At 61.0% G+C, this 25,272-nt stretch carries 22 protein-coding genes; 8 read left to right on the forward strand and 14 right to left on the reverse strand.

The window, feature by feature from the left end; translation table 11 throughout:
• Window positions 1–62: 62 nt before the first annotated feature.
• From FEZ21_RS16390 to FEZ21_RS16410, 5 genes are all read right to left on the reverse strand, one after another.
• Entirely contained in the window at window positions 63–1,889 is a 1,827-nt protein-coding gene (locus FEZ21_RS16390; protein ID WP_160628152.1) for a glycoside hydrolase family 15 protein, read from the reverse strand.
• A complete protein-coding gene (locus FEZ21_RS16395) occupies window positions 1,882–2,682 on the reverse strand; it encodes a glucose 1-dehydrogenase (RefSeq protein WP_003446188.1) in 801 nt (266 codons plus the stop codon). The genes FEZ21_RS16390 and FEZ21_RS16395 overlap by 8 nt, the downstream gene beginning before the upstream one ends.
• A gap of 200 nt (window positions 2,683–2,882) precedes the next feature.
• Window positions 2,883–4,139, reverse strand: a complete 1,257-nt coding sequence (hcnC, locus tag FEZ21_RS16400; protein ID WP_160627847.1) for a cyanide-forming glycine dehydrogenase subunit HcnC — start codon at window positions 4,137–4,139, stop codon at window positions 2,883–2,885.
• A gap of 1 nt (window position 4,140) precedes the next feature.
• Complete coding sequence (gene hcnB, locus FEZ21_RS16405) at window positions 4,141–5,538, reverse strand: cyanide-forming glycine dehydrogenase subunit HcnB (RefSeq protein ID WP_010656925.1); 1,398 nt, start codon at window positions 5,536–5,538, stop codon at window positions 4,141–4,143.
• Window positions 5,535–5,852 (reverse strand): (2Fe-2S)-binding protein, encoded by a 318-nt coding sequence (locus tag FEZ21_RS16410; protein WP_003446191.1) that lies wholly within the window; start codon window positions 5,850–5,852, stop codon window positions 5,535–5,537. The genes hcnB and FEZ21_RS16410 overlap by 4 nt, the downstream gene beginning before the upstream one ends.
• 180 nt (window positions 5,853–6,032) lie before the next feature.
• On the opposite strand from FEZ21_RS16410, the gene FEZ21_RS16415 reads away from it, so the two are divergent.
• Together FEZ21_RS16415 and FEZ21_RS16420 are read left to right on the forward strand one after the other, a co-directional pair.
• The gene (locus FEZ21_RS16415) at window positions 6,033–6,896 is read left to right on the forward strand and encodes a LysR family transcriptional regulator (RefSeq protein ID WP_003446192.1); all 864 of its coding nucleotides are present in this window, start codon (window positions 6,033–6,035) and stop codon (window positions 6,894–6,896) included.
• 128 nt (window positions 6,897–7,024) lie between these two features.
• Complete coding sequence (locus tag FEZ21_RS16420; protein WP_003446193.1) at window positions 7,025–8,269, forward strand: AGE family epimerase/isomerase; 1,245 nt, start codon at window positions 7,025–7,027, stop codon at window positions 8,267–8,269.
• 86 nt (window positions 8,270–8,355) lie between these two features.
• Here the strand turns inward: FEZ21_RS16420 and FEZ21_RS16425 are convergent, their stop codons facing one another.
• From FEZ21_RS16425 to FEZ21_RS16450, 6 genes are all read right to left on the reverse strand, one after another.
• Window positions 8,356–10,788: a TonB-dependent siderophore receptor gene (locus FEZ21_RS16425; RefSeq protein WP_160627849.1), complete on the reverse strand. Its 2,433-nt coding sequence runs from the start codon at window positions 10,786–10,788 to the stop codon at window positions 8,356–8,358.
• 102 nt (window positions 10,789–10,890) lie between these two features.
• Window positions 10,891–11,868 carry a FecR family protein gene (locus tag FEZ21_RS16430; protein WP_003446197.1) on the reverse strand — a complete coding sequence of 326 codons (978 nt, stop codon included), beginning with the start codon at window positions 11,866–11,868 and terminating at the stop codon, window positions 10,891–10,893.
• Window positions 11,865–12,377, reverse strand: coding sequence for a sigma-70 family RNA polymerase sigma factor (locus FEZ21_RS16435; RefSeq protein ID WP_373683735.1), 513 nt, complete (start codon window positions 12,375–12,377; stop codon window positions 11,865–11,867). The genes FEZ21_RS16430 and FEZ21_RS16435 overlap by 4 nt, the downstream gene beginning before the upstream one ends.
• A gap of 167 nt (window positions 12,378–12,544) precedes the next feature.
• The gene (locus FEZ21_RS16440; RefSeq protein ID WP_003446200.1) at window positions 12,545–13,291 is read right to left on the reverse strand and encodes an SDR family oxidoreductase; all 747 of its coding nucleotides are present in this window, start codon (window positions 13,289–13,291) and stop codon (window positions 12,545–12,547) included.
• 86 nt (window positions 13,292–13,377) lie between these two features.
• The gene (locus tag FEZ21_RS16445) at window positions 13,378–15,453 is read right to left on the reverse strand and encodes a bifunctional diguanylate cyclase/phosphodiesterase (RefSeq protein WP_160627851.1); all 2,076 of its coding nucleotides are present in this window, start codon (window positions 15,451–15,453) and stop codon (window positions 13,378–13,380) included.
• A 117-nt stretch (window positions 15,454–15,570) separates the two neighbouring features.
• Entirely contained in the window at window positions 15,571–16,464 is an 894-nt protein-coding gene (locus tag FEZ21_RS16450) for a LysR family transcriptional regulator (protein WP_003446211.1), read from the reverse strand.
• Window positions 16,465–16,627: 163 nt separating this feature from the next.
• Between FEZ21_RS16450 and FEZ21_RS16455 the strand changes: the two genes are divergently transcribed.
• The 6 genes from FEZ21_RS16455 (at window position 16,628) to FEZ21_RS16480 (ending at window position 22,895) form a co-directional block, all read left to right on the forward strand.
• Window positions 16,628–18,169 (forward strand): MFS transporter, encoded by a 1,542-nt coding sequence (locus FEZ21_RS16455; protein ID WP_160627853.1) that lies wholly within the window; start codon window positions 16,628–16,630, stop codon window positions 18,167–18,169.
• Window positions 18,170–18,326: 157 nt separating this feature from the next.
• The gene (locus tag FEZ21_RS16460; RefSeq protein ID WP_003446214.1) at window positions 18,327–19,010 is read left to right on the forward strand and encodes a response regulator transcription factor; all 684 of its coding nucleotides are present in this window, start codon (window positions 18,327–18,329) and stop codon (window positions 19,008–19,010) included.
• A complete protein-coding gene (locus FEZ21_RS16465) occupies window positions 18,988–20,376 on the forward strand; it encodes a HAMP domain-containing sensor histidine kinase (RefSeq protein ID WP_010656928.1) in 1,389 nt (462 codons plus the stop codon). The genes FEZ21_RS16460 and FEZ21_RS16465 overlap by 23 nt, the downstream gene beginning before the upstream one ends.
• A 221-nt stretch (window positions 20,377–20,597) precedes the next feature.
• The gene (locus FEZ21_RS16470) at window positions 20,598–21,404 is read left to right on the forward strand and encodes an ABC transporter substrate-binding protein (RefSeq protein WP_160627854.1); all 807 of its coding nucleotides are present in this window, start codon (window positions 20,598–20,600) and stop codon (window positions 21,402–21,404) included.
• A 75-nt stretch (window positions 21,405–21,479) separates the two neighbouring features.
• Complete coding sequence (locus FEZ21_RS16475) at window positions 21,480–22,208, forward strand: amino acid ABC transporter permease (RefSeq protein WP_127196433.1); 729 nt, start codon at window positions 21,480–21,482, stop codon at window positions 22,206–22,208.
• A 3-nt stretch (window positions 22,209–22,211) separates the two neighbouring features.
• On the forward strand, window positions 22,212–22,895 hold the full coding sequence (locus tag FEZ21_RS16480) for an amino acid ABC transporter permease (RefSeq protein ID WP_003446221.1): 684 nt from the start codon (window positions 22,212–22,214) through the stop codon (window positions 22,893–22,895).
• A gap of 95 nt (window positions 22,896–22,990) precedes the next feature.
• Here the strand turns inward: FEZ21_RS16480 and FEZ21_RS16485 are convergent, their stop codons facing one another.
• Genes FEZ21_RS16485 through FEZ21_RS16495 form a run of 3 tightly spaced genes read right to left on the reverse strand, consistent with a single transcriptional unit; the run spans window position 22,991 to window position 25,153 of the window.
• Entirely contained in the window at window positions 22,991–23,326 is a 336-nt protein-coding gene (locus FEZ21_RS16485) for a DUF3325 domain-containing protein (RefSeq protein ID WP_003446223.1), read from the reverse strand.
• 1 nt (window position 23,327) lies between these two features.
• A complete protein-coding gene (locus FEZ21_RS16490) occupies window positions 23,328–24,866 on the reverse strand; it encodes a PepSY domain-containing protein (protein WP_003446224.1) in 1,539 nt (512 codons plus the stop codon).
• Window positions 24,863–25,153, reverse strand: coding sequence for a hypothetical protein (locus FEZ21_RS16495; protein WP_003446231.1), 291 nt, complete (start codon window positions 25,151–25,153; stop codon window positions 24,863–24,865). The genes FEZ21_RS16490 and FEZ21_RS16495 overlap by 4 nt, the downstream gene beginning before the upstream one ends.
• Between the last annotated feature and the right edge of the window lie 119 nt (window positions 25,154–25,272).

Here is a 25,272-nt window from a genome sequence, read left to right on the forward strand (position 1 = left end):
CGCTGGCAAGCCAGCTCCCACAGGTATTGGGTGCAGCTCGCTCCTACAGGGTCAGGGGTGGGTCAGGGCTGCCACTGGGGCTTTTGGTGGTCGAGCTTTCGGTCCAGAAAGCTCGCCGCGCTGATCAGCGCCAAATGGGTCAAGGCTTGCGGGGTATTGCCCAAATGCCTGGCATAAAGGTCGAACTCTTCGGCATACAGCCCCAGCGGGTTGGCGTAACGCAATAACTGTTCAAATTCCAGATGCGCCTTTTCCACTTGCCCGGCCCTGGCCAGGCATTCCACGTACCAGAAGGAACAGGCGGCAAACGCACCTTCTGTGCCTTGCAGGCCATCCAGGCCACTGTCGTCATTGCGATAGCGATAAACCATGCCATCACGCACCAGACTCTTTTCAATGGCCGCAAGGGTCGCCAGCCAGGCCGGATCTTTCGCTGCGACAAAACGCACCAGCGGCATCAACAACATCGAACCATCCAGCGCCGTGCCGCCCTTGTACTGGACAAAATGGCCGCGCTCGGCATTCCAGAAGTTCTGCCAGATGTCAGTGTGAATCTCTTGCCGGGTCTCGTTCCAGCGGGAGAACGGCGCAGGCAACGAGCGCTTGGAGGCCAGGCGAATGGCACGGTCCAGCGCCACCCAGCACATCAGCCGGGAGTGCAAAAAGTGATGCTTCTCGCCGCGCATCTCCCAAATCCCCACATCCTCCTCCTGCCAGGTCACGCACACGTGATCGACAATCTGGGTCACATGCTGCCAACCCTCATGGCTGATGGCCTCGCCGTATTTGTTGGTCAGGTACACCGCGTCCAGCAGCTCACCAAAAATATCCAGCTGCACCTGATCAAATGCGCCGTTGCCAATCCGCACCGGCCTGGCGCCGCCGTATCCGGACAAGTGGCTCAGCTCTACCTCGGGCAAATCATTGCGGCCGTCAATGCTGTACATGATGTTCAGCTTCAGGGGCTGGTCGCAGCACTCCCCTACCCGGCCACGCAGCCAGCGCATAAAGCCATTGGCCTCATCGACAAAGCCCAGGCGCATAAAGGCATAAACCGTGAAGGACGCATCGCGAATCCAGGTATAGCGGTAATCCCAGTTACGCTCGCCCCCCGGGGTTTCCGGCAAGCCAAAGGTGGCGGCCGCAATGATCGCGCCCTCCTTGCGCGAGGTCAGCAGCTTGAGGGTCAGGGCCGAGCGGTTGATCATTTCCCGCCAGCGTCCGCGATAGATCGACTGTGCGATCCACTGCCGCCAGAATTGCAGGGTGCGCTGTAACGCCAGGTCGCTGGCGTCCGCTTTCACCCGCTCATCGTCAACTGCGCCCAGTACAAACTCGGCCGTTTCACCCTCCGCCAGGGTGAACGTGCTACAGGCCGCTTGATCCGCAACCGTCAAGGGAACACTGGAGGCCAGTCGAAGACCGGGCTGCCCCTCGGCGTCGAAGCACACATCCTCACCATCGGCACGGGCTTTGGTGGCCGCGCGGGCGTAGTCATGGCGAACCGCGCAACGCAGCAAAAAGGTGGCGCTGCCGCTGACCACACGCACGCGGCGCATCAGTAGCGGCAGTTGATCATCGTGGTCACTGACCGGCAGCAAATCGGTAATTTCCACCACCGCTTGCGGCGCCAGCCAGCGGGTCTGCAAAACGTTGGTGTCGGGGAGGTAAATTTGCTCGCGGCGGGCATCGGCTATCTGCGGGGCCAGTTGAAAAATCCCTGCCTGGGGGGTGTCCAGCAGTGAGCAGAAGATGGCAGGACTGTCGAACTCGGGCCAACAGAAAAAATCCACACTGCCCTGGTCATTGACCAATGCCGCGGTGCGCATGTCGCCAATAATGCCGTGTGCCTCGATCGAGCTTTGCAATTCGTCCTGGATGTTAACCATTGTCACGGAACTCCGGATAAAGGCTCATGCCGCCATCGATAAACAAGGTAGTCCCTACTACATAATCCGAGGCATCGCTGGCCAGCCACACCACCGCGCTGGCCACATCCCCGGGCTCACCGACGCGACCATAGGGGATCAGTTTCAGCAGTTGCTTCTCGGCCGCGCCTTGGGTCACGTCGCGATTGATTGCCGTGCGAATGGCCCCGGGGGCTATGCCGTTGACCCGGATCTTTTGCTCGCTGACTTCCTGCGCGAGGCTGCGCATCAGCATTTCAACGCCGCCCTTGGAGGCTGCATAGTTCACATGCCCGGCCCAGGGAATCAGTTGGTGCACAGAGCTCATATGAATGATTTTGCCTGCTGCACAGGACACGCCTTCACGAACGCCCTGACGGTTGAAGATCTTCAGGGCTGAGCGCGCGCACAGGAACTGGCCGGTGAGGTTGACACCGATGACGGTGTTCCATTGTTCCAGGGTCATGTCGGTGATTGCGGCGTCTCTCTGCAGCCCTGAATTAGCGACCAGAATGTCGAGATAGCCGAAAGCATCCAGGGTTTGTGCAAACAGGCGTTCAACTTCAGCCTCTTTCGATACATCGGCGCCCAGGGCAATGGCTTTGCCGCCTGCGGCGTTGATTTCGTCTGCCAGTGCCTGGGCGGGAGCTGCCTGGGAGTTGTAGTTGAGGACCACCGAGGCACCGGCAGCCGCCAGGGCCCGGGCGCTGGCAGCCCCCAGCCCGGAACTGGCCCCGGTGACCAGGGCGACCTGATGCGCGAGAGAAATCTGCATGGTTGTCTGCGCCTGCTTTATGAATGGGCATAACGGCTGACCCATGCAGGGCTACAGGAGTTCAAAGCGCAATATTGGCGTTACCTGCACAACCCGCGATCACCGCAGTCGCTGCCGAAGGCTGCGATCCACGGCGCAGCCTTGGCAGATCGGGGATCGCAGCCTCGTTTTTCGTCAGCGACTACAAGCCCTGACGCCCTTCAGGCGCCTATCACTTTTTTTAACCCCACCGGTTGCAGGTTAAACCTGTCCGCCAGAAACGGCGTGACATCCAGCGGCAACGGTTGATCACGCACCAGCGCATCCAGCATGACCCCGGTGATCGCCGAGGTCAGGATGCCGGTACGGAAATGCCCGCAGGCGTTCAAGTACCCTTCAACCCCTGCCATCGGCCCCAAAATCGGCAGTTCATCCGGCGACCCCGGGCGCAACCCGGCCCAGGTGCGCTTGAGGTTGACGTCTTTGAGCTCTGGAATGCAACGCATCGCCCCCTGCACCAAACCGGTAATCTCCGGGAAGGTGGTGCTCACGTCGAACCCCTTGTCTTCGGTGGTACTGCCAATCAGGATTTCTCCATTGTCCTTTTGCGCCAGGTAACAGTCGCTGGTGGTCAGGCAGCCGTTAAGCAGCTTGGGCATGCGCTCGGTCAAGACGATCTGGCCCTTGACCGGCGCCACGGGGATGCTCAGGTCCGTGGCCATCACGCTGAGTTCTGCGGCCCAGGCGCCGGCAGCATTGATCAGGGTCTTGCAGTGAAATGCCCCCTGGTTGTCAGTGCGTACCCCCACCACCTTGCTGCCCTGACGCAGCACCTCGGTGACGTTGCTGTTGAAGTACAGGTCGACGCCATTTTGCCGCGCACCTTCGGTGTAGGCATCGGTCAGCCGGAACGGGCTCACCTGGTGGTCACAGAGAAACTCCAGCGCCCCCAGGGCGTCATGGCTGACGCTCGGCTCGGACTCGCGCAAGGCAGCCTGGTCAAGCCAGCGCACCTCGGCGCTCAGGTGCGGGATGTTGGCAACGATATGCTCGGCGTAGAGACGGTCTTCATCGTCGTAAATCACGTACTTGAGCCCGGTACGCTCGAACTTGAAGTCCATGCCGTGCTTTTCGATCATTTCCTGATGCAGGCCCGGGTACAGCGCATTGGACTGCAGGGCGAAGTCAAAGAAACACTCCGGCAGGATATGCGGGGTGCTGGAGTCGACGATCACTGCCGTACCCTGGGCTTCACGCTTGCGCTCGGCAGACATCATGCGAAAAAAGATCACTCCGCAGCCAAGCCCGACAGACTCGCCGATGGCCCAAAGACCACCCGCCGACGCGCGGCTGGCATTGCCCGGGCGCTTGCAGTCGATCATCGCCACTTTCAGGTCTTTGCGACGGGACAGGTGGTAGGCACAGGAAGCACCGATAACGCCACCACCGGCGATTACAACGTCATATGTCTTGATCATGTCAGGCATCCTTGCAGGCATTGGTAAAAGCCGAAAACGGCACCGGTTCCAGCGGAAAACGCGGGCGCAACCAGCCCACATCCTGGCGGCCGGTGGACTCGCGCAGGCGATCACTGCAGTAGCCGACGCACATCCGGCCCTGACAGTCGCCCATGCTGACCCGCGTGCGCATTTTCAGGCTGGCCATGTCCTGCACCCCCTGGCTAAGGGCCAGGTCGATGTCGGCTCGGGTGACGTTCTCGCAGCGGCAAACCACTGTGTCCGCCTGGGGCAATTCGATCTGGCGCGTACCGCGTTGGGTATAGCGATCGATGGCGCCACGAAAGCGCACGATGGTATTGAGCCGTGAAAGATAAACCCGTCGCTGGGCCCGGGCCTGTTTCTCGCTCAGAACCCCGCGCTGGAGCAAAATCGATAACGCCGCTATCCGTCCGGTGAGCATCGCCGCTTCACCGCCGCGCATGCCGGTGACATCACCGGCCAGGTGGATGTGCGGCTGATTGCTGCGCTGCCAGGTATCGGCTTTGACAGCCAGGTAGCCGTCGACGTTGTAGGCGTGATCAAGACCCATTTGCTGAGTCAGTTGCGTACGGGGGATAAAGCCGTAGCCCACCGCCAGCGTACGGGCCATGACCGGTTGCGCCTTGCTCAGGTCCGGTTGCCAGGTGCCGGAGTACGGCGCCACTATGACTTCGCTCAGCTCGCCGTCACCCCGCGCCTGCACTACGCCCCAACCGTAACGCACGGTCACGCCGTGGCGCTTGAGGTACATCAGCATGCTCAAGCCGTCGAGAAACAGCTGGGGCTGGTTCAGCAGCGCCAGGCTTTCCTTGGCAATCCGGGTAAATTCACAGGCCTCATACACACCGGCCACTTCAACTCCCGCCGCGTGCAACTGGCACGCCACCAGCATCAACAGCGGCCCGGTGCCGACGATCAGCGTCGGCCCACGGGGTTTGACCACGCCACTTTTGATCTGCAGTTGCAGACCGCCCAGCATGATCACCCCGGGAATGGTCCAGCCAGGAAACGGCACGCTGCGCTCATGGCACCCGGCGCCCAGCAGCAGCTGGCCGAAGCCGACTTCCTGCAGACGTTCATCCGGGTCCAGCACTTGCAGGCTGTGTTCGCCCTGCCCGCCGACTACGCGGTGGTTGAGGCGCACATCAACTGAGTGGGCAATGTCGGCAAACTCTGCGTGCAGTTTGTGCAGTGCATCCTTGTAGCGCTCCCCCAGATAGTCGAGCTCGACACCTTCACGCAATGGCCCGCGATAAACCACGCCACCCAGTCTGGAGGCTTCTTCCAGCAAGGTGCTGCGCACTCCATGCTGCGCCAGCTCGATAGCTGCCGAAATAGCCGCCGGACCACCGCCGACAATCACCGGATCCGGGCTCATAACACAGCCTCTTGTGCAGTGACCCGGTTGGTCCCGGTTTCCACGCTCATCCCCGGCTGCACCAGGGTCTGGCAGGCCCGGCGTTTGTGCCGGCCATCGATCTTGACCAGGCAGCAATAGCACACCCCCATGCCGCAATAAGCACCATTCATTTCACCGTGATCATTCGGTGACAACTGGCGCACCCCCACTGCATTCAACACGCTGAGCACGGTCTCTCCTTTAGCTGCATTTACCGCCTGCCCATTGATCAGGATCGACATGTCAGCCTTTATCAAAGGTTGAATGTCGTACTGGCGGTTCAAGTCATCCATGTCTGGTATCCCTTTTTTGTGTGTGTTGCAGTTCGGCAAACCACTGGCACCCTGTGCCAGGGCAGGTGACGTTAGCTGAATATAAAAATCAGACATTGATGCAGGCCACTATAAGGTCGGTATTTATGTTTTTTGACCCGTTAGCCTTACACTGACGGCCCCTTGCAGACTGGCGCGATCATGGACCTCGACCTGGCCCGGACCTTTCTCGAAATTGTTCGCTGCGGCAGCCTCGCGAGTGCCGCCGAGAAACTTCATGTCACCCAGACAGCCGTCACGGCCCGGGTGCAAAAACTCGAAAGCCTGCTCGGCGTGACGCTGTTCATTCGCAACCGCGCAGGCGCCAGACTGACCTGCGACGGGGAAGCCTTCGTGGTCTACGCCAATCAGCTGCTGCAGACCTGGGAAGCCGCACGACGGGATCTGCCGCGCCCCGAAGGCTTGCACCAGATGCTGCACATCGGCGGTGAAGTCAGCCTGTGCAACCCGCTGATTCTGAGCTGGGCCAAAGCCCTGCGCGAACACCTGGACACCCACGCCTTGCGGGTGCAGATTCGTGACGGCGAGCAATTGTTGGAGCAGGTTGAAATGGGCCTGCTGGACGCGGCACTGGTCTATCAGCCGGTGTATTGGCCCGGGGTGCAGGTGGAGCAATTGCTGGAGGAAAAACTGATTCAGATCCGCCGCCCCGCCATGCCCGAACCCTATGTGTATGTGGACTGGGGCGAGGACTTCCGCCGCCAGCATGACGCAGCACTGCCGGACCGGGCGCGGGCCGCCATCAGCTTCAACCTGGGGCCGGTGGCATTGCACTACATTCTGGAAAACGGCGGCAGCGGCTACTTTCGCACCCGGGTGGTTCAGAGTTATCTGGACAGCGGCGCGCTGGAGCGCGTTCCCAAGGCCCCCGAGTTCAGTTACCCGACCTATCTGGTGTATTCCCGCGAACGCGACGGTAGCGCCTTGCAACAGGCTATCGAACTGCTGCGGGAGGTGGTCAAGCGCGACAGCGACTGGTCCCAGCGCTGGATCCCGGAGATTTGACCGGCCGTTGCCACGGCCTGTGGCAGCGGGCTTGTCCTTGCCGTAATGAAAGGTTTCAGCTTTCTACTTTGCAGCCAATCCCTTAGGCTGCGAGCGCCAGATAATCACAAGAACCGCACAGGTGGCCCATGACCGATCTCACCCGGACCAGCGACAGCTGGCTGACCTCCGCCCCCCATCAACAGTGGCTGCACGCCCAGGGCCAGACCCTGCTGGATTTCGCCAAGGCCGCCCGTGTTCCCTCCGGTTTCGCCGGCCTTGACCGCTTTGGCCAGCGCGCAGACGATGCCCCGGCAGACACGGTAACCACCGCCCGTATGGTTCACAGTTTCGCCCTGGCCCATATCCAGGGCCTGCCGGGTTGCGCACCGTTGATCGACCACGGCCTGAAGGCACTGGCCGGGGCCTTGCGCGATGGCGTGCACGGCGGCTGGTTCGCCGCCCCCGACGCGCAGGATGGCAACACCCGCAAAGCCGCGTACCTGCATGCATTTGTCGCCCTGGCCGCCAGCTCCGCAGTGGTGGCCGGACGCCCGGGCGCCAGCGCATTACTGGATGAAGCGGTAGCGGTGCTGGAAACACGGTTCTGGTGCGAAGACGAAGGTGCCCTGCTGGAGTCCTTCGCTAGTGACTGGAGCGACTGCGAAGCGTATCGCGGGGCCAACAGCAATATGCACGGCACCGAAACCTTTCTCGCCCTGGCCGACGTGCTCGACCAGGACCTGTGGCTGGAGCGCGCCCTGCGCATCAGCGAGCGGGTGATCCACCAGCACGCCGCGCAGTCCGCCTACCTGCCCGTCGAACACTTCGATGCCCGGTGGCAGCCGTTGCCGGAGTACAACCGGGACCATCCGTGCGACCCATTCCGCCCCTTCGGTAAAACCCCGGGTCACGCCTTTGAATGGGCGCGCCTGCTGCTGCACCTGGAAGCTGCGCGCAAGCAGCGCGGCCTGCCCGCGCCCGCCTGGTTGCTCGAAGACGCCCGCCAGCTGTTCCACAGTGCCAGCCTGCATGGCTGGAATGTCGATGGTGACACCGGCATTGTTTACACCCTGGACTGGGACAACCGGCCCGTGGTGCGCGAACGCCTGCACTGGACCCTGGCCGAAGCCTCGGCGGCAGCGGCGGCCTTGTTGCAACGCACCGGCGAGCAGGAGTATGAAGTCTGGTATCAGTGCTTCTGGGACTACATCGACCTGCACCTGATCGATCGCCAGCACGGTAGCTGGCACCACGAACTGGGGCCTGACAATCAGCCTTCGGAAAAAATATGGCCCGGCAAGGGCGATCTGTACCACGCCTACCAGGCTACCTTGTTACCGCGCCTACCGCTGGCCATCAGCCTGGCAAGCGCACTCAAACTGCGCCGTTGAAAGCCCATAAAGGCTGCGATTAGCGGTGCGCAAAACCGGGGGGCAGATCAATCCTGCCCACCAAACAAGCCCGTAAAGCTCCGGTATCACCAGTCGTATTTGACTTCCAGCGCCGCAGTCCGTTGCTGGCCGTAGTAACAGCCAAAGCTGTAATTACACGACGAGACGTACTCGCGGTCGAACAGGTTTTGCACATTGAGGCTGGTACTCACCCCTTTGAACCCCGGGTCCAGCGCCGCCAGGTCATAGCTGAGGGTGGCGTCGTAGATCACGAATGACGGGGTTTTGAAGGTGTTGTCCGAGTCACCGTAATTCTTCCCGGTGTAACGCGCACCGCCGCCCAGGGTCACCCCCTGCAGCAGGTTGCCGGTGAAGTGGTAATCGGTCCACACACTCGCCGCCCATGGCGCCTGGGCTTCGCTGCGGTTGCCCTGGTTGCCATAGTTGGACTTGCTGTAGAACACATCCAGGTAGGACAACGAGGCAATCAGGTCAATATTGTTGAAGCTGCTTTTGCCTTCCAGTTCGATCCCCCGCGAGCTGACTTCACCTTCCTGAATCTGATACTCCTGGTACTGCAAGTCACCGGTCAGCACGTTCTGCTGCTTGATCTGAAACACCGACGCCGTGAGCAAGGTGCTGTCGTCAGGCTGATACTTGACCCCCACTTCATACTGCTTGCCCAATTGCGGGATGAACGCCTTGCCCCCACGCTCCGGAGCTGCGGTCCCCACTGACGGCAGGAACGATTCGGTGTAGCTGATATAGGGTGCCAGCCCGAACGAGGTGACGTAGGTCAGCCCCACGCGCCCGGTAAACTTGTTGTCGTTTTGCATCTCCCGGGAATCGGCCAGCAGGTCATTGTTATCGACTTTGGCCCAGTCATGGCGCCCGCCAATGGTCAGGATGAAGTTGTCGAACTTGATCTGATCCTGCACATAGAAGCCGGTTTGCTTGACCCTGTTATCCCACTTGGTGGTCAGGGTCGGCACCCCCGTGGTGCGGTAGTTGGTGGGGTTGTAGAGGTCGATGATTTCACTGCCCGACAGGTTGTAGCCCTGATACTTGCGGGTAAAATCCCGGTAGTCCAGGCCCACCAGCAGGGTGTGCTGCAGGGGGCCGGTGGTGAAGTCGCTTTGCAGGTGGTTGTCGAAACTGTAGGAACTGTTTTGCTGGCGCCAGTCGAGCTTGGTGCGACTGGCGTGGGTATCACTGATGCCCTCGGGGGTGGTGACAAAACGGTTGAGGTAAAAGCCTTTGTAGCGGTCGTTGACGTCGATATAGCTCAGGCTCTGGCGATAGGTCATGGCCTCATTGAAAGCGTGGGAAAACTGATAGCCAAGCACGTATTGATCACGCTTGTAGTCGTTCCATTTCGAGTCGCCCAGAAACGTATCACGATCAATCCTGTTGCCCTGGGAGTTGCGATACAGGCTGCCCACCGCCGGCAAGGCCTGATAGTCGGCCAGGGCGTCATCGCGCTGGATTTGCGCATACAGCGTCAGCTCGGTGTCGTCGTCAGGCATCCAGCTGAAGCTGGGCGCCAGCAGCTGGCGTGAATCCTCGGTGTGGTCCACCTGTTCGCTGCCGGTATTGCCGACCCCGATCAACCGGTAACTGAGGGTTTTGGCCTCGTCCAGTGGCCCCGTGAAGTCAAACGCCAGGTTGTAGCGATCGAAACTGCCGGTGCCGACCTTGATCTGGTGCGCGGCTTCGGTACTCGGCCGCTTGGACACCATATTGATCATGCCTCCGGGCTGATTCTGCCCGTAGAGCACCGAGGACGGCCCTTTAAGAACTTCGATGCGCTCCAGGGTATAGGGGTCGATCTGTGGCGCGCCGCCCAGACTCCCGGCCGAGGGCAAATAAGCGCCATCGAGATAAAGCAGGGTCGGGGCAAAGCCGCGGCTGGTGATTTCATCGGCGATGGTGTTGCGGTCGGTGTAGCCATTGGTGCTCAGGCCCGGGGTGTAACGCAGGGCCTGGGTCAGATCGCGGGCGCCCTGGACCTGCACCTGATCCGCCGTCACCACGTTGATGGTCTGCGGGATCTCCAGAATCGGTGTATCGGTTTTAGTGGCCGTGGCCGATCGGGTGGCAACAAAACCGTCAACCGCTCCGCGAGCGTCCTCGGCGGTACGCCCCGATACTGTGGTTGCTCCAAGATTCAAGGTGCCCGTTGCCGCCAGCGGGTAAACGCTCAGGGCACCGCTCTGGGTCACGTTCAAACCCAGACCGCTGCCTGCCAGGGCACGCTCGGCGGCCTGCTGCGGGGTGAACATGCCCCGTACCGGGGCCGAGGTTTTCCCCTGCAACAAGGCAGGAGCTACCGACAGGGTCAGTTGGCTGTCACGGGCAATCCGGCTCAGTGTCACACCCAGCGGCGCCGCCGGCAGGTCAAAGGCACGCAGGGCGCTCTGTTCATTGGCCAGCGGCCCGGCCACCGCACCCAAAGGGCAGGCAATGCTCAGGGTAATGGTCAGCGCCAGCAGGCAGGGTCTCAACGGGGCGTACGACATGGGGCATCCTTTCTCGTTGCAAGGTAGGCAGTTGTAACCTTGACCAACGAGCAGAGTTTTCCCCTCAGCTTATTTGTAAATAATTCCCATTCGGTGGAATTTTTACCCGCGCACATCAATCAGGGTCAACCAGGGCCCATAGCGCGTGACCTTGATCGGCAAGGTTTGCGCCAGAGTGCTCAAGGTCTGCGGTGTGTCGTCCAACGAGAAAACCCCGAACACCCGGACCCTGGCGGCTTCGGGACTGATACGCAGAACCCCGGCCTGATAAGGCCGCAGCGCCTCTACCAGAGTCGACAACGGTTCGTCATGCAGCTCGACCCGGCCTTCGAGCCAATCGGCCTGACTGCGTGCGGTCGAGGTTTGCGGGTCAATCTGGCTGGCGCTGAACGACACCGCCTGACCGGCATTGATGCGTCGCTGCAGACCATTGAGCGTATCCAGCTGCACACTGTGCTGCTGCACACTGGCCAGGCTTTCGTCCGGCCCCTGGCGCACCATGAACCGTGTGCCCAGGGCCTGGACCTGGCCTTGGGCGGTCGCAACCACAAAGGGCCGCAGCGGGTCGGCGGCAACATCGACCTGCAACTCGCCTGCGCGTAATTGCACCCGCCGCTGCCCGGCGCTGAACTGGATATCCACGGCGCTGCGGGCGTTGAGTGTCAGGCGGCTGCCATCCGCCAGCTGTATGGTTTTACGCTCGCCGGTGGCGGTATGTTGATCGGCCATCAAGCCCCTCAGCGGGGTGACCCGGTCGACCACACTCGCGGCGCCCAACCCCAGCAGTAACAGCAACAGGCCGCCTTGCAGGGCTTTTTTGCCTGGGACCGTTGAACTGGCCAGCAGCGCCTTGCTCGCGGCATGCAACTGCCCGGGGTTACGCCGTTCAACAGACTGCAAATCCGCCAGCGGGTTTTTCAACACCCCGGCCACCCGCTGCCAGGCAGCCATATGCTCGGGTTTTTCCGCCAGCCAGGCTTTGAACACCTGACGTTCCGAAGGGCAGGCCTGCCCGGACTCAAGCCTCAGCATCCAGTCCACGGCGGCACGGGTGGCTGGATCAACTCTGACTTGGCTCATGGGCACTCCCGGGTTTGCGCCAGGCAATGGAAAAAGGCCCGGCGCAAATCGCGCTCAACGGTGGCCAGTGAAACCCCCAGCAGAGTGGCGATGGCCTGCTGCGGCATGGCTTCGAGGCGATTGAGCAAAAACGCCCGCCGCACCCGCGACGACAAGCCTTCCAGCGCCTGATCAATCGCTTCGATCGCCTCGCGTACCAGCGCAATGTCTTCGGCTGAGGGGGCATAATTCTGGGGCAGGTCTGCAAGCTGCTCCAGATAGGATTGCTCCAGCTTGCGTCGACGCCATAGCGAGCACAGCAGCCGCCGGGCAACGGTACTCAGATAGGCTCTGGGCTGTTCAATGCGCTCGAGTTGCTGCGCATCGAAAGCCCGCACGAAGGTGTCCTGAGTCAGATCGGCAGCATCCTGCGGGCAGCGCACCTGTCGCGACAGCCAGCCGCGCAGCCACGCATGATTGTCGTGATAAAGACTCGCCAGCAGGGCTTTGGGATCCACAGGACTAGACACGATAGATAACCAGACTCAAATAGCAATAAGTCGCATTATCGATAGATCCCAGGGAAAAGCAACATGCATATCCAGGTAATACTGCCAGCCTTGCCAGCGATGCCATCGCGGGCAAGCCCGGCGCCCACAGAGGCCGGGCCTGTTGTTGGGTATCTAACGGGCCTGGATCAACGCCCGCCGCACAAATCGATAAAGGTACCGGTGGCGTAGGAAGCCTTGTCGCTGAGCAGCCAGATAATGGCTTCGGCGACTTCCTCGGGGCGTCCGCCACGGCCCATCGGGATGCTCGACTCCAGCTTGCTGACCCGCCCCGGGTCGCCGCTCAAGGCGTGGAACTCGGTAAAGATCAGGCCCGGGCGCACCGCGTTGACCCGGATCCCCTCGCCCGCCAGTTCTTTGGACAAGCCCAGCGTAAAGGTGTCCAGTGCGCCTTTTGAAGCGGCATAGTCCACGTACTCATTGGGCGAGCCCAGGCGTGCAGCCCCCGACGACACGTTGACGATATTGCCGCCCTGGCCGCCGTAACGCGGAGACATGCGCAGTACCGCATACCTGGAACACAGGATCGGCCCCAGCACATTGGTTCTCAGGGTGTGCAAAATACGCGATTCGGACATTTCGTCGACCCGGGACTTGAGGCCCACGGTGCCGGCATTGTTGACCAGCGCGGTGATCGGCCCGAGCTCTTCGTCAACCCGGGTAAACAGGCTGATGATCTCTTCTTCATTGCTGACATCGGCTTGCACCGCAATCGCCTTTGCCCCCAGCGCATGCACCCGGGCCAGCACTTCATGGGCGGCGGCGGCATCCGTCAGGTAGTTGATGCAAATCCGGTAGCCCTGCTGTGCTGCCAGGATCGCAGTTGCAGCGCCAATGCCGCGACTGCCGCCGGTGATCAAGATGACTTTGTCCATAAAAACGCTCTCCAGTTCGACGGTGCAAATGTGACCGGCAGAATAACCGCGAAAGCTTTGGTTTGTCAGGACGCTGGCGATTGGCCTTAACGCGACAGTTCGGCGCGATGGATATCCAGCATGAATTGCTCGGCCGGTAGCGGTTGCCCCAGCAGAAAACCTTGCAGGGCATCACAGCCCAGAGTGGTCAGGAAGCTTTGCTGGGTGTCGGTTTCAACCCCTTCAGCCACAATCCGCAACCCCAGTGCCTGGCCCAGAGCCACAATCGCCGAGACAATCGCGGCATCGTCGCTGTCATGCTCCAGGTCGCGGACAAACCCGCGGTCGATTTTCAGTTCATTGGCCGGCAGGCGCTTGAGATACATCAGGCTCGAATAGCCGGTGCCGAAGTCATCGATGGACAAATCCACCCCCATCTGCGAGAGCTTTTGCAGCACGGTCATGCTCGCATCCGCATCGCTCATGGCCGTGGTTTCGGTGATTTCCAGGGTCAGGCTGTTGGCCGGCAACCCGTGCTGCTCCAGCGACGCAACCACACTGTCGACCAGCCCCGAATAGCAAAACTGCAACGCCGACAGATTGACTGCAATGCGCCAGTGGCTATACCCCTGATCGAACCACATACGCATCTGGCGGCAGGCTTCATTGAGCACCCACTCGCCGATGGGAATGATCAACCCGGTTTTTTCCGCCAGTTCGATAAAGTGCTCGGGCAGCAACAGCCCCTGCTGCGGATGCTCCCAGCGCAACAAGGCTTCGGCCCCCACCGGCTGGCCGGTGGTGGCGTCAAACTTGGGCTGGTAGTGCAAGCGGAACTGGTTTTGCTCCACCGCCTGGCGCAAGTCCTGGAGCAGTTGCAGTTGTTTGCGGGCATTGGTGTTCATCGAGACATCGAAGAAGCTGTAACCGTTTTTGCCGGCGCCCTTGGCGTGGTACATCGCCGCGTCGGCGTTCATCAGCAGCTCTTCGGCGGTCTGCCCGTTGCCTGGATACAGGGCAATGCCGACACTCGCGGAGATCTGCAAATCATGTTCATCAACCCGGAACCCCTTTGACAGCAGGCTGACCTGCCGCGCGGCGACCTGGGGCGCATCGTCCGGTTCGCTCAAGCGCACCAGCAACACAAATTCATCGCCACCGATGCGCGCCAGGGTGTCCTGGCTGCGCAACTGTTCACGCAAGCGCAACGCCACTTCGCGCAGCAAACGGTCACCCAAGTGGTGACCAAAAGCATCGTTAACCGGTTTGAAGCCGTCCAGATCGATAAACATCAACGAGAAGCATCCGCCCTGCTCCGCCACTTTGGCCATGGCCTGGCTGATCCGGTCGGCCAGCAGGGTGCGATTGGGCAGGCCGGTCAGGGTGTCATGCAGGGCCAGTTGGGTCAGTTCTTCATTGGCCAGGGTCAGGGAGTTCGCCAGGGCCGCAGTACTTGCATCCAGCCGGGCGTCAAAAACTGAAGTCAACAAGGCAATGACCAACACCGCCAGGCTGGTCACCAGCACCAGATTATCCAGGCCCTTGCCACTCAAACCGTCCACGGCCGCGCCGCAAAAACTGCCGACCGGGAAATTCGCCGCAGCCATGCCGGTGTAGTGCATACCGACAATTGCCACGCCCATGATGATCGAAGCCCCGGCCCGCACCAGATGCACATAGGGGGTGTGCTTGCGCAGGCGGAACGCTATGGACAAGGCAGCGGCCGAGGCCCCTACCGCAATCACCAGGGACAGTCCCACCAGCGCCGGGTCGTAATCGATTCCCGGCTGCATGCGCAACGCCGCCATACCGCTGTAGTGCATGGCGCTGATGCCTGCCCCCATGACCAATGCGCCGAACAATAATTGCAGGGCCGGCAAGCGCGGCTGGCTGACCAGCCACAAGGCGAAACCAGACGACAGAATGGCCACCAGCAACGACCACACCGTCAGCCCCAGGTCATAACCCAGCTCCAGCGGCAACTGCAGGGCGAGCATCCCGATAAAATGCATCGACCACACGCCAAAGCCCATTGCCAGCGCCCCGCCGCTCATCCACAGATACACGGTTCGGCCACGGGCCGTGGCGATTCGTCCGGCCAGATCCAGGGCGGTATACGACGCGAGTATTGCGACGCACAGGGAAATAAAAACCAGCGAAGGGGAGTAACTAGCAGAAACCATGGGCTTTCTCGTAAGCAGGTGCCGAACAGCATCCATGCCTGGTAAAAAGTGCGCGATTGTACTGGGTCTACAGGCAAACGCACCTATACCAAGCAGATATTCAGAAAGACCGGGTTGTTAGTTGGCAGCCGGCGTGAAGGTACGAAAATCATGTTTCACTTTGGCGATATAACGGGCCACCACCGGGGACTTTTCAAACCGGCGGTGAATCAGGGACAACCATGACGTTGCCGCGCAGCCCTCGATCGGCCGGTAAATCACATTGGGCAAACTGATATGCCCGACCACCGACTCCGGCACCACCGCCACCCCTTGCCCCAGCGACACCAGAGCAATCACCGCCACCAGGCCACCGGGCTGGGCGCCGAGCCTGGGGGCGTAGCCACCCTGGGCCGCAACCTGCAAAGTGCCGCTGATTTGTTCGGGCAGGATAAAGGTCTCGTTTTGCAGGTGTTGCGCGCTGATGCCTTTAAGACGCGTGAGCCATGAATCATCCGTCAGGGCCAGTACAAAACCCTCGGCATTCAGGCCAATCGCCTCCAGCTCCGGAGGCAAGGCCATGGGTGAACGCACGTAACCCAGGTCGAAGCGGCCTTCCACCACACTCAGCGGCAGGTCGGCCATCGGCGCTTCTTGCACATTGAGACTGACTTCGCTGCAGTCCCGGGAAAAAGCCTGCACCTGGCGTTGCAACACGCCGGAGTAAACCGCCGACGCAACGTAGCCCAATTCGATATGCCCCACTTCACCGCGCCCTGCCCGCCGGGCATTGCGCTGCGCCAGTTCGAACTGGCGCACTGTGGCGTCAGCCTCGGGCAGCAAGGCCTGGCCTGCTTCGGTCAGGCTGACCTGACGTTGCTGGCGAATAAACAGACGCACCCCCAGTGCATGCTCGAGGTCCTGGATTTGCCGGCTTAAGGTAGGCGGCGCAATCCCCAGCACTTGCGCGGCGCGGGTGAAGTTGCGCTGTCGGGCGACAGCCAGAAAATAGCGGAAATGACGTATGTCCATACCAGCATTAGCTCAAAGGTAATGAAGTCAGGGTTAGCAGCTAACAGACTCTGCCATGCAGCGCGATAGTCTGTGGCCACCCCACACTAGAGAGAAGGGAACCTGCCCGTCAAACCAATTACCTGCAAAGCAATGTTGAGACCCATCATCCAGGAACTGCGCCATGAAAACTGTCAGCCCACGCCTGACCCTGCTGACTGCCAGCGGGGTGTGTTCGTTAATCGTGCTCGATACCAATATCGTCGCGGTCACCCTGCCCAGCATCGCCCGCGACCTTGGGGCCAACTTTGTCGACATCGAATGGGTGGTCAGCGCCTACATGTTGGCATTTGCGGCCCTGCTGCTGCCTGCCGGGAGCATTGCCGACCGCTTTGGCCGCAAGAAAACCCTGCTCTGGGGTTTAAGCATTTTCATCCTTGCCTCCATCGGTTGCGGCGCTGCCCCCAACAGCCTGTTGCTGGAGATCGCCCGGGCCGTCAAAGGGGTCGGCGCGGCTCTGTTGCTGACTTCCGCATTGGCCTCCATTGGCCACGCCTTTCATGACGAGGTCGAACGTGCCAAGGCCTGGGCGTTCTGGGGGGCGTGCATGGGCGTGGCGATGACGGCTGCACCGACCCTTGGCGGCCTGATCACCGAATCCCTGGGCTGGCGCTGGATTTTCTACCTCAACCTGCCCGTGGGCTTGCTGCTGATGCTGCTGGTCAGGCATGCCATTGCCGAGTCCCGGGATCCCCAGGCAGCCCGTCTCGACCCCTGGGGCAGCCTGGCCTTCAGCGCCAGTCTGCTGTGCCTGATCTGGGGCCTGATCGAAGCCAACCGCATTGGCTGGGACAGCCCGATAACCTATGCCCGCCTCAGTGCCGGAGCGTTATTGCTGGGCTTGTTCGTATGGGTCGAGGCGGTGCAACGGCGGCCCATGATTGACTTGAAACTGTTCCGTCACCCGCGCTTTATCGGTGCCCTGCTCGGGATGTTTGCCTACGCCGGTTGCGCACAAGTGATGATGACGCTGCTGCCGTTTTACCTGCAAAACGGCTTGGGCTTCAGCGCCGTCGCGTCGGGCCTGGGCATGTTGCCGTTTGCCCTGGCCATGCTGATCTGCCCGCGTATTGGTGCCCGCCTGGCCTCGCACGTCAGCCCGGCCAGCCTGATGGCGGCAGGCCTGACCCTGGTTGGCTGTGGCAACCTGCTCAGTGCCTGGGCGGTGGACCATGGTGGCTACTTGAGCTTTGCCCTGACCACTGCAGTGACCGGTGCCGGAGCCGGCTTGCTCAATGGCGACACACAGAAAAACATCATGGCCTGCGTACCCCGGGACCGGGTGGGCATGGCGTCCGGCATGAGTACCACCATGCGCTTCAGCGCCATCGTGCTGGCCATCGGTGTATTCGGTGCCTTGCTTGGCAGTCACACCGAGCAAAACCTGCAGGCCAGCCTCATGCAGCAAGCGCGGCCGTGGCTTGAACAGAGCCACTTTATTGCCACAAGGGTGGTGGCGGGAGACATGCCGGGAGCCCTGAGCCAACTGCCAGAGGCAGCCCGCACACGCATTGAACCGCTGGCAACCCGGGCTTTTGTTTTCGGCTTCGGGGTGGTGCTGTGGGTGGCCGGGATCCTGGCCTTGCTGGGCGCACTGCTGGTGGGGACGCTGATGCGCAAACCGATACCGCAGATGGCAACCGCGCGGCCGGCCCTGCAGGAATGACCCGGTCTGCAGGCGCGAGCTTTTTCAAGATCAAAAGATCGCGGGCATGCTTGCCCCTGCGGGGCTAACCTTTCGAACATGAAGAAATATTCAGAAACGTTTCAGCTTTTTGTGGGCAAAATGTGCTCACTGCACAAAAGGCCCATCAGGTGACGGTATGACCCGGATTTTGACCATCGAAGACGATGCCGTAACGGCAAAAGAGATCGTGGCTGAGTTGAGCAGCCACGGCCTGGAAGTAGACTGGGTAGCCAATGGCCGCGAAGGTCTGGTGCGCGCCGTGAGCGGCGACTACGACCTGATCACCCTCGACCGCATGCTGCCCGAGCTCGACGGGCTGGCGATTGTCACCACCCTGCGCACCATTGGCGTCAGCACCCCGATCCTGATGATCAGCGCCCTCTCCGACGTCGACGAGCGGGTTCGCGGCCTGCGCGCAGGTGGCGATGACTACCTCACCAAACCCTTTGCCAGTGACGAAATGGCCGCCAGGGTTGAAGTCTTGCTGCGCCGCAAAAGCCCGGCCGACAAACACGAAACCTCGCTGCGGGTCGCCGACCTCGAACTCAACCTGATCACCCGCGAAGCCAGCCGCGCCGAGCAACAACTGAGCCTGCTGCCCACCGAATACAAGCTGCTGGAATTCCTGATGCGCAACACCGGGCAAATCCTCTCGCGCATGATGATCTTCGAGGAAGTCTGGGGTTATCACTTCGACCCGGGCACCAACCTGATCGACGTCCATATCGGGCGCCTGCGCAAAAAAATCGACCCCCAGGGCCAGGTGCCTCTTATCCGCACCGTTCGAGGCTCGGGTTATGTCATTGCCGAACCCCTCTAAGGGCTGGCGTTCTTCCAGTAGCCGTCTGCTGGCGCTGTACAGTTTTCTGTTCGTGGCCTGGAGCTGCATCCTCATGGGGGTGCTCTACTACGAGGTTTCGGATTACCTGGGCAACCTGGCCAAACACTCGTTGATGCAGCGCCAGCACCTGTTTGCCCGTTTTCAGGGCGAGCAACTGGACGAAGCGCTCGCCACCAGCATGACGTTCGATATGCGTGCAGTTGATGCTTATGGACTGTTCAATGCGCAGCACCAGCCCCTAAGCGGTCCGATACAAAGCATCCCCGAAGGTCTGCCACTGGATGGTCGGATCCATGAACTGAGTACCTGCATCGACTCCGATGATCCGAACCTGCCGCAAGACAGCTGTGATGCCGTAGCCACGCAGACCCGCGACGGCCGCTGGCTGATACTGGTGCGCGATAACGGTTCGCTGTTTGCCGTGACCCGGATCATTTTGCATGCCCTGCTCTGGGGGCTGTCGCTGACCATCATTCCGGGCATTGCCGGCTGGCACTTGTTGCGCCGACGTCCGCTGCAACGCATCAGGGCGATTCAGGCCAGCGCCGAAGCGATTGTCGCCGGCGATCTGACCTGCCGCTTGCCGCTGTCCAACCGCCGCGATGAGCTGGACATGCTGGCCGCCATTGTCAACGCCATGCTCGACCGCCTCGAGCGGCTGATGCACGAGGTCAAAGGGGTATGCGACAACATCGCCCACGACCTGCGCACCCCGCTCACCCGTTTGCGGGCGCAGCTGTACCGGATCCGGCAGCAAGCCGTCGAAGGCTCTGCCCAGGCCTTGCAAATGGATGAAGTGATTGGCGAAACCGACACCCTGATGGCGCGTTTTCGCGGGTTGTTGCGCATCTCCGAACTGGAAGACCACCAGCGTCGTTCGGGCTTTGTGCAACTCGACCCGCGGCCTTTACTCCAGGAGGTGTACGACTTTTACCTGCCCCTGGCGGAGGAAGGCCAGGTCACCCTGACCCTGGATATGCCCGAAACCCTGCCCGGGCTGACGGGCGACCGGGCGTTGCTGTTTGAGGCGCTGGCCAATCTGTTGAGTAACTCGATCAAATTCACCCCGCCCGGCGGTGAAGTGATCCTGCGGGCGGTGAACGATGAAGGCAGTCCGCGCATCGAAGTGCTGGATACCGGGCCCGGCATACCGCAAGCGGAACGGGTGGCGGTGTTCCAGCGTTTTTACCGCAGCGATGACAAACACGGCGGGTTTGGCCTGGGTCTGTCCATCGTCGCGGCCATCGTCAACCTGCACGGTTTCAGCCTCGATGTCGGCGACCGCGAGGGCGGCGGTGCGAAACTGACGCTGCACTGCCGACAAAGCCTGATCAAAGTGGGCTGAGCCGCCCACCACCCATCACCCATCACCCCCTGTAGGAGCGAGCTTGCCTCGCGAGCTTTTAGCGTTGTATTGCGGATCGCAAAAAGCTCGCGAGGCAAGCTCGCTCCTACAAGGGCACATATACCCCAAGAGAATAACCAAATAGTTTTATATTCTTTTTTAAACTCTAAATTTCCTGCAAGACTCTCGTCATAAGCATTCCAACTCATGATGAGAACGAAATGAAAAAACTCACTGCCCTCACCGCTCTGACCCTGGCTGTTTTGTCGGGGCTGGCCCACGCCGATCGTCTGGATGACATCAAAAAGTCTGGCGTGCTGCGCGTAGCTTCCTTTGACAGCAACCCGCCATTTGGTTTTGTCGATGCCAAAAGCAAGCAGATCGAAGGCCTGGACGTGGACTACGCCAAGGCCATCGCCGACAAACTCGGGGTAAAACTGCAGTTGCAGCCAACCAACCCGGCCAACCGCGTACCGCTGCTGGTCGCCAACAAGGTCGACCTGGTACTGGCCAACTTCACGATTACCCCGGAGCGCGCCGAACAGGTGAACTTCAGCATTCCCTACTTCGCCTCAGGCCAGCAGTTCATCGTCAAGAAAGGCACGCTCACATCCCCACAGGAGCTGAACCAGTGGCGCGTGGGCGTGGACAAGGGCACGGTCAACGAAGGTGTACTGCGCGAGAAATTCCCCGGCGCCAAAGTGGTGGCCTATGACGATACGCCGTTTGCCTTCACTGCCCTGCGCAACGGCAACGTGCAGGCCATTACCCAGGACGGTCCGAAGCTGATCGGGCTGCTGGCCAATGTGCCGGACAAAGACAAGTACGAAGTGCCGCCGTTCACCATATCCAATGACTTGATCGGTGTCGGTATTCCAAAAGGTGAAGAGCGCCTGACCGAAGTGGTCAACCAGACCCTCACCGACCTCGAAGCCCAGGGCAAGGCCCAGGGCATCTATGACACCTGGTTCGGTACGACCACCAAGACCCCGCTGACCCGTCTGTACAAGATTGGCGACAAGAGCTGATCAGACTTCGCAGCACCTTCAAGCCCGTCACGGTCAACCGGACGGGTTTTGTTCGTTTCTGGATGGACCCTGTTTATGTTTGGTGAACTGCTTGGCCCGAAATACCTGCACTGGTTGTTCGATGGTTTTGTACTGACCCTGATCCTCTCGCTCCTGACCTGCCTGGTGGCCACCGGGCTGGGTTTTCTGCTGTGCCTGGCACGCATCTCGCCGTCCCGTCTGTGGTCGTGGCCGGCACGGGCCTACCTGGCCCTGTTTCGCAATACACCGCTGCTGGTGCAGCTGTTTTTCTGGTACTTCGGGGTCACTGCGATGCTCCCCGAGGGGCTGGTGATGTGGCTCAATCAGCCGCGCAGCCTGGCATTGGGCCTGTTTGACATTGAATGGCCGTCCTTTGAATTCATTGCCGGGTTCTGGGGCCTGATGCTCTATACCGCCGCCTTTATTGCAGAAGAGTTCCGCGCTGGCGTCAGCTCGGTGCGGCTCGAACAGCGGGCGGCCGGTCTGGCCCTGGGCTTCACCCCGGCCCAGGTGTGGCGCTATATCGTGTTTCCCCAGGCAGTACGCACGGCCTTGGGACCGCTGCTGGGGCAATACATGAATGCGCTGAAAAACTCTTCGCTGACCATGGCCATCGGCCTGGCCGAACTGTCCTACGCCTCACGCCAGGTCGAGACTGAAACCTTCAAGACGTTCCAGGCCTTTGGTTTCGCGACCCTGCTGTATGTGGCCAGCATTGCGCTGATCGAGGTGATCGGCCAAGGGCTGGCCCGCAGCAAGTGGTACAAACAGGGAGTGTTGTAGGCCATGGACTTTTCGGTAATTGGCGACAATCTGTCGTACTTTCTGCTCGGCGCCTACCCCGACGGCCCACTGGGCGGCGCGGCACTCACACTGCTATTGAGCCTGCTGTCGGGGCTGATCTCAGCGGTGCTGGGGCTGGTGTTGGGTATCGCCCTGGTGTTGATTGACGGCAAGGTGCGCTGGCTGCTGCTCGGTGTGCTCGGGTTTTTGCGGGCGATCCCGGTGGTCATGCTGATTTTCTGGAGCTATTTCCTGCTGCCCATCCTGTTCAAGGTTGACGTGCCGGCCCTGGCCACCGTGGTGTGTGCCCTGTCGTTGATCGGCGGCGCGTATCTGGCGCATTCGGTACATGCCGGCATCAGCAGCCTGCCCCCCGGGCAATGGGCGGCGGGCAAAGCGCTGGGGCTGAGCACCTGGCAAGTCCTGCGCCTGATCATCCTGCCCCAGGCCTTGCCGATGATGCTGCCCTCGTTCCTCAACCAGTGGATCACCCTGATCAAGGACACGTCGCTGGCGTATGTAATCGGCGTGGGCGAGTTGTCGTTCGTCGCCACTCAGGTGAGCAATCGGGTGATGGTGCATCCCACAGAAATCTTCCTGTTTGTGGGGCTGCTGTACTTCGTGTTTTGCAGCAGTCTGGACCTGATTGCCAACCGCTGGGTCAAGCCCGGAGCCAAGACCCGCTAACCCTGTAGGAGCGAGCTTGCCTCGCGAGCCTTTGAGCGGCCAACGAAGAGCTCGCGAGGCAAGCTCGCTCCTACAGGGGCTCGCTCCTACCAGGGTCAGGTCAGGGTGCTGATCACTGCCCACACCGGGGCAAATCCCAGGGGTAACCACACCGCCAGCCGCGGCCGGTATGGCAGCAGCATCAGCAACCCGAAACCACTCAACGAGAGCATGCCGAACCAGCCGACAGGCCCCATGGCCCAGCCCCAGGCTTGCGCGCAAAAGTACAGGCTCAGCCCCAGGCTCAACCAGCCGGCCCCACGCAAGCCATGGCGCAATCCAGCCGGGGGCAGTTTGTGCCACAGCTGCTTGTAGTGGCGTTCAAGGCCCTGACAGAGCGCGAGCATGCCCAGGTAGGCGAATGCCCATCCAGCAAAAAAATCAGCCAGCATTTCAATTCACCTCGGCCATGACTGCAGTCTTTTTACGCGGCACCCGCTCCACCACCGGTTGCGAAACTTTCCAGCACGCCCACAACAGCATCGCCCCCAGCGCCATGGCCGTAAGTTCGACCCCCATGCGGCTGGGCAATGCCCATGGCCGGTCTACCGTCAAGACACTCAATAACGGCAAGCCCAGGCACATCAACCCGGCCAGCCCCAACTGCTCGCGCCAGGCCTGCATGCGCGGTCTGAGCAAGGCATGCACCAGACTCAAGGCCCATACCCCGAAGAACACGTTCAGCTCTGCATCTGCCCGCTCCTTGAGCCCCACCGGCAACAGGTGATTACCCCACAGCAAGCTGACGCAGGCCAGGCTCAAACCGGCCATGACCGTGACGTTGATGGCCTCCACCAGGCGATAGAACACCTGCCCGGCCCGGCTTTCACTGGCGTATTTACGTCGCCGCTTGACGGTGAACAACACCAGCCCGCTGGCGATCATGGCGCTGCTGATGAGCCCGCAAATGAAGTACAGCCAGCGCATCGGGTAGCCGCCAAACTGGGCGAAATGCAGGCCGGAAATCACCCGATGGGTAAGCACCGTCGCACGCATTTCGGTCGGCCCGGACAGTTGCTCACCGGTGACGCCATCAAAGCGCATGCCCTGGCCCTTGGTCAGGGCAATCCGGTTACCCAGAATCGGCCGGATCTGGATCTGGGCATTGCTCTGCCCGGGGTTGCTGATGTTTACCCCGCTCAATGGGCCCATTACCTCACGGGCCTTGGCCAGCAATGGCCCGATTGCCACCAGCGGCGCTGGCCCGGCCACTTGTGGGCGCTGGATCTCAAGGGCCGCTGGCGCAGAGTCCTGAGCCTTGAAAAAAGCTTCACGGTTGCCATCGAACAGCGCGTCCATGGCCGCAGGCATGTAAATCACCAGGAAAATCGCCAGTCCGCTGTAGGTGATCATCAAGTGGAACGGCAACAGCAGTACGGCGCTGGCGTTGTGGGCGTCGAGCCACGAACGCTGGCCCTTGGCCGGGCGGAAAGTGAAGAACTCCTTGAAGAATTTTTTATGAATCACGATCCCGCTGACCAGCGCCGCCAGCATGCCCATCGCCAGAGCGCCCACCAGGTAGATGCCGAGCATGCGCGGCATATGCAACGTGAAGTGGAACAGGAAGAAAAAACGACCTCCCACCGTTTCGCGCACCGGCAAGACCTCGCCGGTCACCGGATCAAGGGTCACCGAAACTCCGTCCCGGCGCCCGCCCGTGGAGGCCTGCAACTGCGCAGAACGTTCGTAGGGCAAGCTGATGCCCCACTGTTTGGCGTCGGGCTTGTGGGCGCGCAAGTAATTCAGTGCGGTGTCCACCGCCTGCTCATTGCTCAGGTGGTGGGCGGGTAATTCGGGGTGCATCCAGTTGTCGATTTCCTGATCGAACACCGCGAGGCTGCCGGTCAGGAAGATTACGAACAATAACCAGCCGACCACCAGGCCGCCCCAGGTGTGCAGCCAGGCCATGGATTGGGTCAGAGTCTGCTTCATCCCAGGCGCTCCAGCAGTTGTGGCCAGAAACCGATAGCGCCCAGAGGGACCGCCAGTACGGCGCCCATCCAGGCCGACCATTGCTGGCGGGCAGCAAACGCCCAAAGGATGGCAAAGGTGTAAATCACAAACGACAGCAGGCTGGCGACGACCATCGAGTCCACGTTATCCAGCGGCAACAGGCGCGCCAGTGCCGCAGTAAAGGCATAGGTAAAGACGTAGCCGCCGACCAGTGCCGCCAGCGTACGAGACAGGATCGGCACCCAGGCCGACGTTGTGATGTTCATGTTTTAATCCTTGATCGAACCCCGGGTTTTCACCGGCACCAGATGCGACAACGGCGCGGCACCCGCGTGGGTGTCGCGCCTGTTAATGCCTGCTCGTGCCGAACAGGCCCGGGTTGTTA

Source organism: Pseudomonas sp. 9.1(2019) (assembly GCF_009910445.1).
GTDB classification, from domain to species: domain Bacteria; phylum Pseudomonadota; class Gammaproteobacteria; order Pseudomonadales; family Pseudomonadaceae; genus Aquipseudomonas; species Aquipseudomonas paraversuta.

Excerpts from the sequence above, each read along its gene's own strand:
- FEZ21_RS16430 (WP_003446197.1), bottom strand. The coding sequence starts at position 11,868 with ATGAGCCAAGTCAGAGTTGATCCAGCCACCCGTGCCGCCGTGGACTGG.
- FEZ21_RS16475 (WP_127196433.1), top strand. The coding sequence starts at position 21,480 with ATGTTTGGTGAACTGCTTGGCCCGAAATACCTGCACTGGTTGTTCGAT.
- FEZ21_RS16460 (WP_003446214.1), top strand. The coding sequence starts at position 18,327 with ATGACCCGGATTTTGACCATCGAAGACGATGCCGTAACGGCAAAAGAG.
- FEZ21_RS16440 (WP_003446200.1), bottom strand. The coding sequence starts at position 13,291 with ATGGACAAAGTCATCTTGATCACCGGCGGCAGTCGCGGCATTGGCGCT.
- FEZ21_RS16470 (WP_160627854.1), top strand. The coding sequence starts at position 20,598 with ATGAAAAAACTCACTGCCCTCACCGCTCTGACCCTGGCTGTTTTGTCG.
- hcnB (WP_010656925.1), bottom strand. The coding sequence starts at position 5,538 with ATGAGCCCGGATCCGGTGATTGTCGGCGGTGGTCCGGCGGCTATTTCG.
- FEZ21_RS16420 (WP_003446193.1), top strand. The coding sequence starts at position 7,025 with ATGACCGATCTCACCCGGACCAGCGACAGCTGGCTGACCTCCGCCCCC.
- FEZ21_RS16395 (WP_003446188.1), bottom strand. The coding sequence starts at position 2,682 with ATGCAGATTTCTCTCGCGCATCAGGTCGCCCTGGTCACCGGGGCCAGT.
- FEZ21_RS16495 (WP_003446231.1), bottom strand. The coding sequence starts at position 25,153 with ATGAACATCACAACGTCGGCCTGGGTGCCGATCCTGTCTCGTACGCTG.
- FEZ21_RS16465 (WP_010656928.1), top strand. The coding sequence starts at position 18,988 with ATGTCATTGCCGAACCCCTCTAAGGGCTGGCGTTCTTCCAGTAGCCGT.
- FEZ21_RS16425 (WP_160627849.1), bottom strand. The coding sequence starts at position 10,788 with ATGTCGTACGCCCCGTTGAGACCCTGCCTGCTGGCGCTGACCATTACC.
- FEZ21_RS16410 (WP_003446191.1), bottom strand. The coding sequence starts at position 5,852 with ATGGATGACTTGAACCGCCAGTACGACATTCAACCTTTGATAAAGGCT.
- hcnC (WP_160627847.1), bottom strand. The coding sequence starts at position 4,139 with ATGATCAAGACATATGACGTTGTAATCGCCGGTGGTGGCGTTATCGGT.
- FEZ21_RS16445 (WP_160627851.1), bottom strand. The coding sequence starts at position 15,453 with ATGGTTTCTGCTAGTTACTCCCCTTCGCTGGTTTTTATTTCCCTGTGC.
- FEZ21_RS16490 (WP_003446224.1), bottom strand. The coding sequence starts at position 24,866 with ATGAAGCAGACTCTGACCCAATCCATGGCCTGGCTGCACACCTGGGGC.
- FEZ21_RS16485 (WP_003446223.1), bottom strand. The coding sequence starts at position 23,326 with ATGCTGGCTGATTTTTTTGCTGGATGGGCATTCGCCTACCTGGGCATG.
- FEZ21_RS16455 (WP_160627853.1), top strand. The coding sequence starts at position 16,628 with ATGAAAACTGTCAGCCCACGCCTGACCCTGCTGACTGCCAGCGGGGTG.
- FEZ21_RS16480 (WP_003446221.1), top strand. The coding sequence starts at position 22,212 with ATGGACTTTTCGGTAATTGGCGACAATCTGTCGTACTTTCTGCTCGGC.
- FEZ21_RS16415 (WP_003446192.1), top strand. The coding sequence starts at position 6,033 with ATGGACCTCGACCTGGCCCGGACCTTTCTCGAAATTGTTCGCTGCGGC.
- FEZ21_RS16390 (WP_160628152.1), bottom strand. The coding sequence starts at position 1,889 with ATGGTTAACATCCAGGACGAATTGCAAAGCTCGATCGAGGCACACGGC.
- FEZ21_RS16450 (WP_003446211.1), bottom strand. The coding sequence starts at position 16,464 with ATGGACATACGTCATTTCCGCTATTTTCTGGCTGTCGCCCGACAGCGC.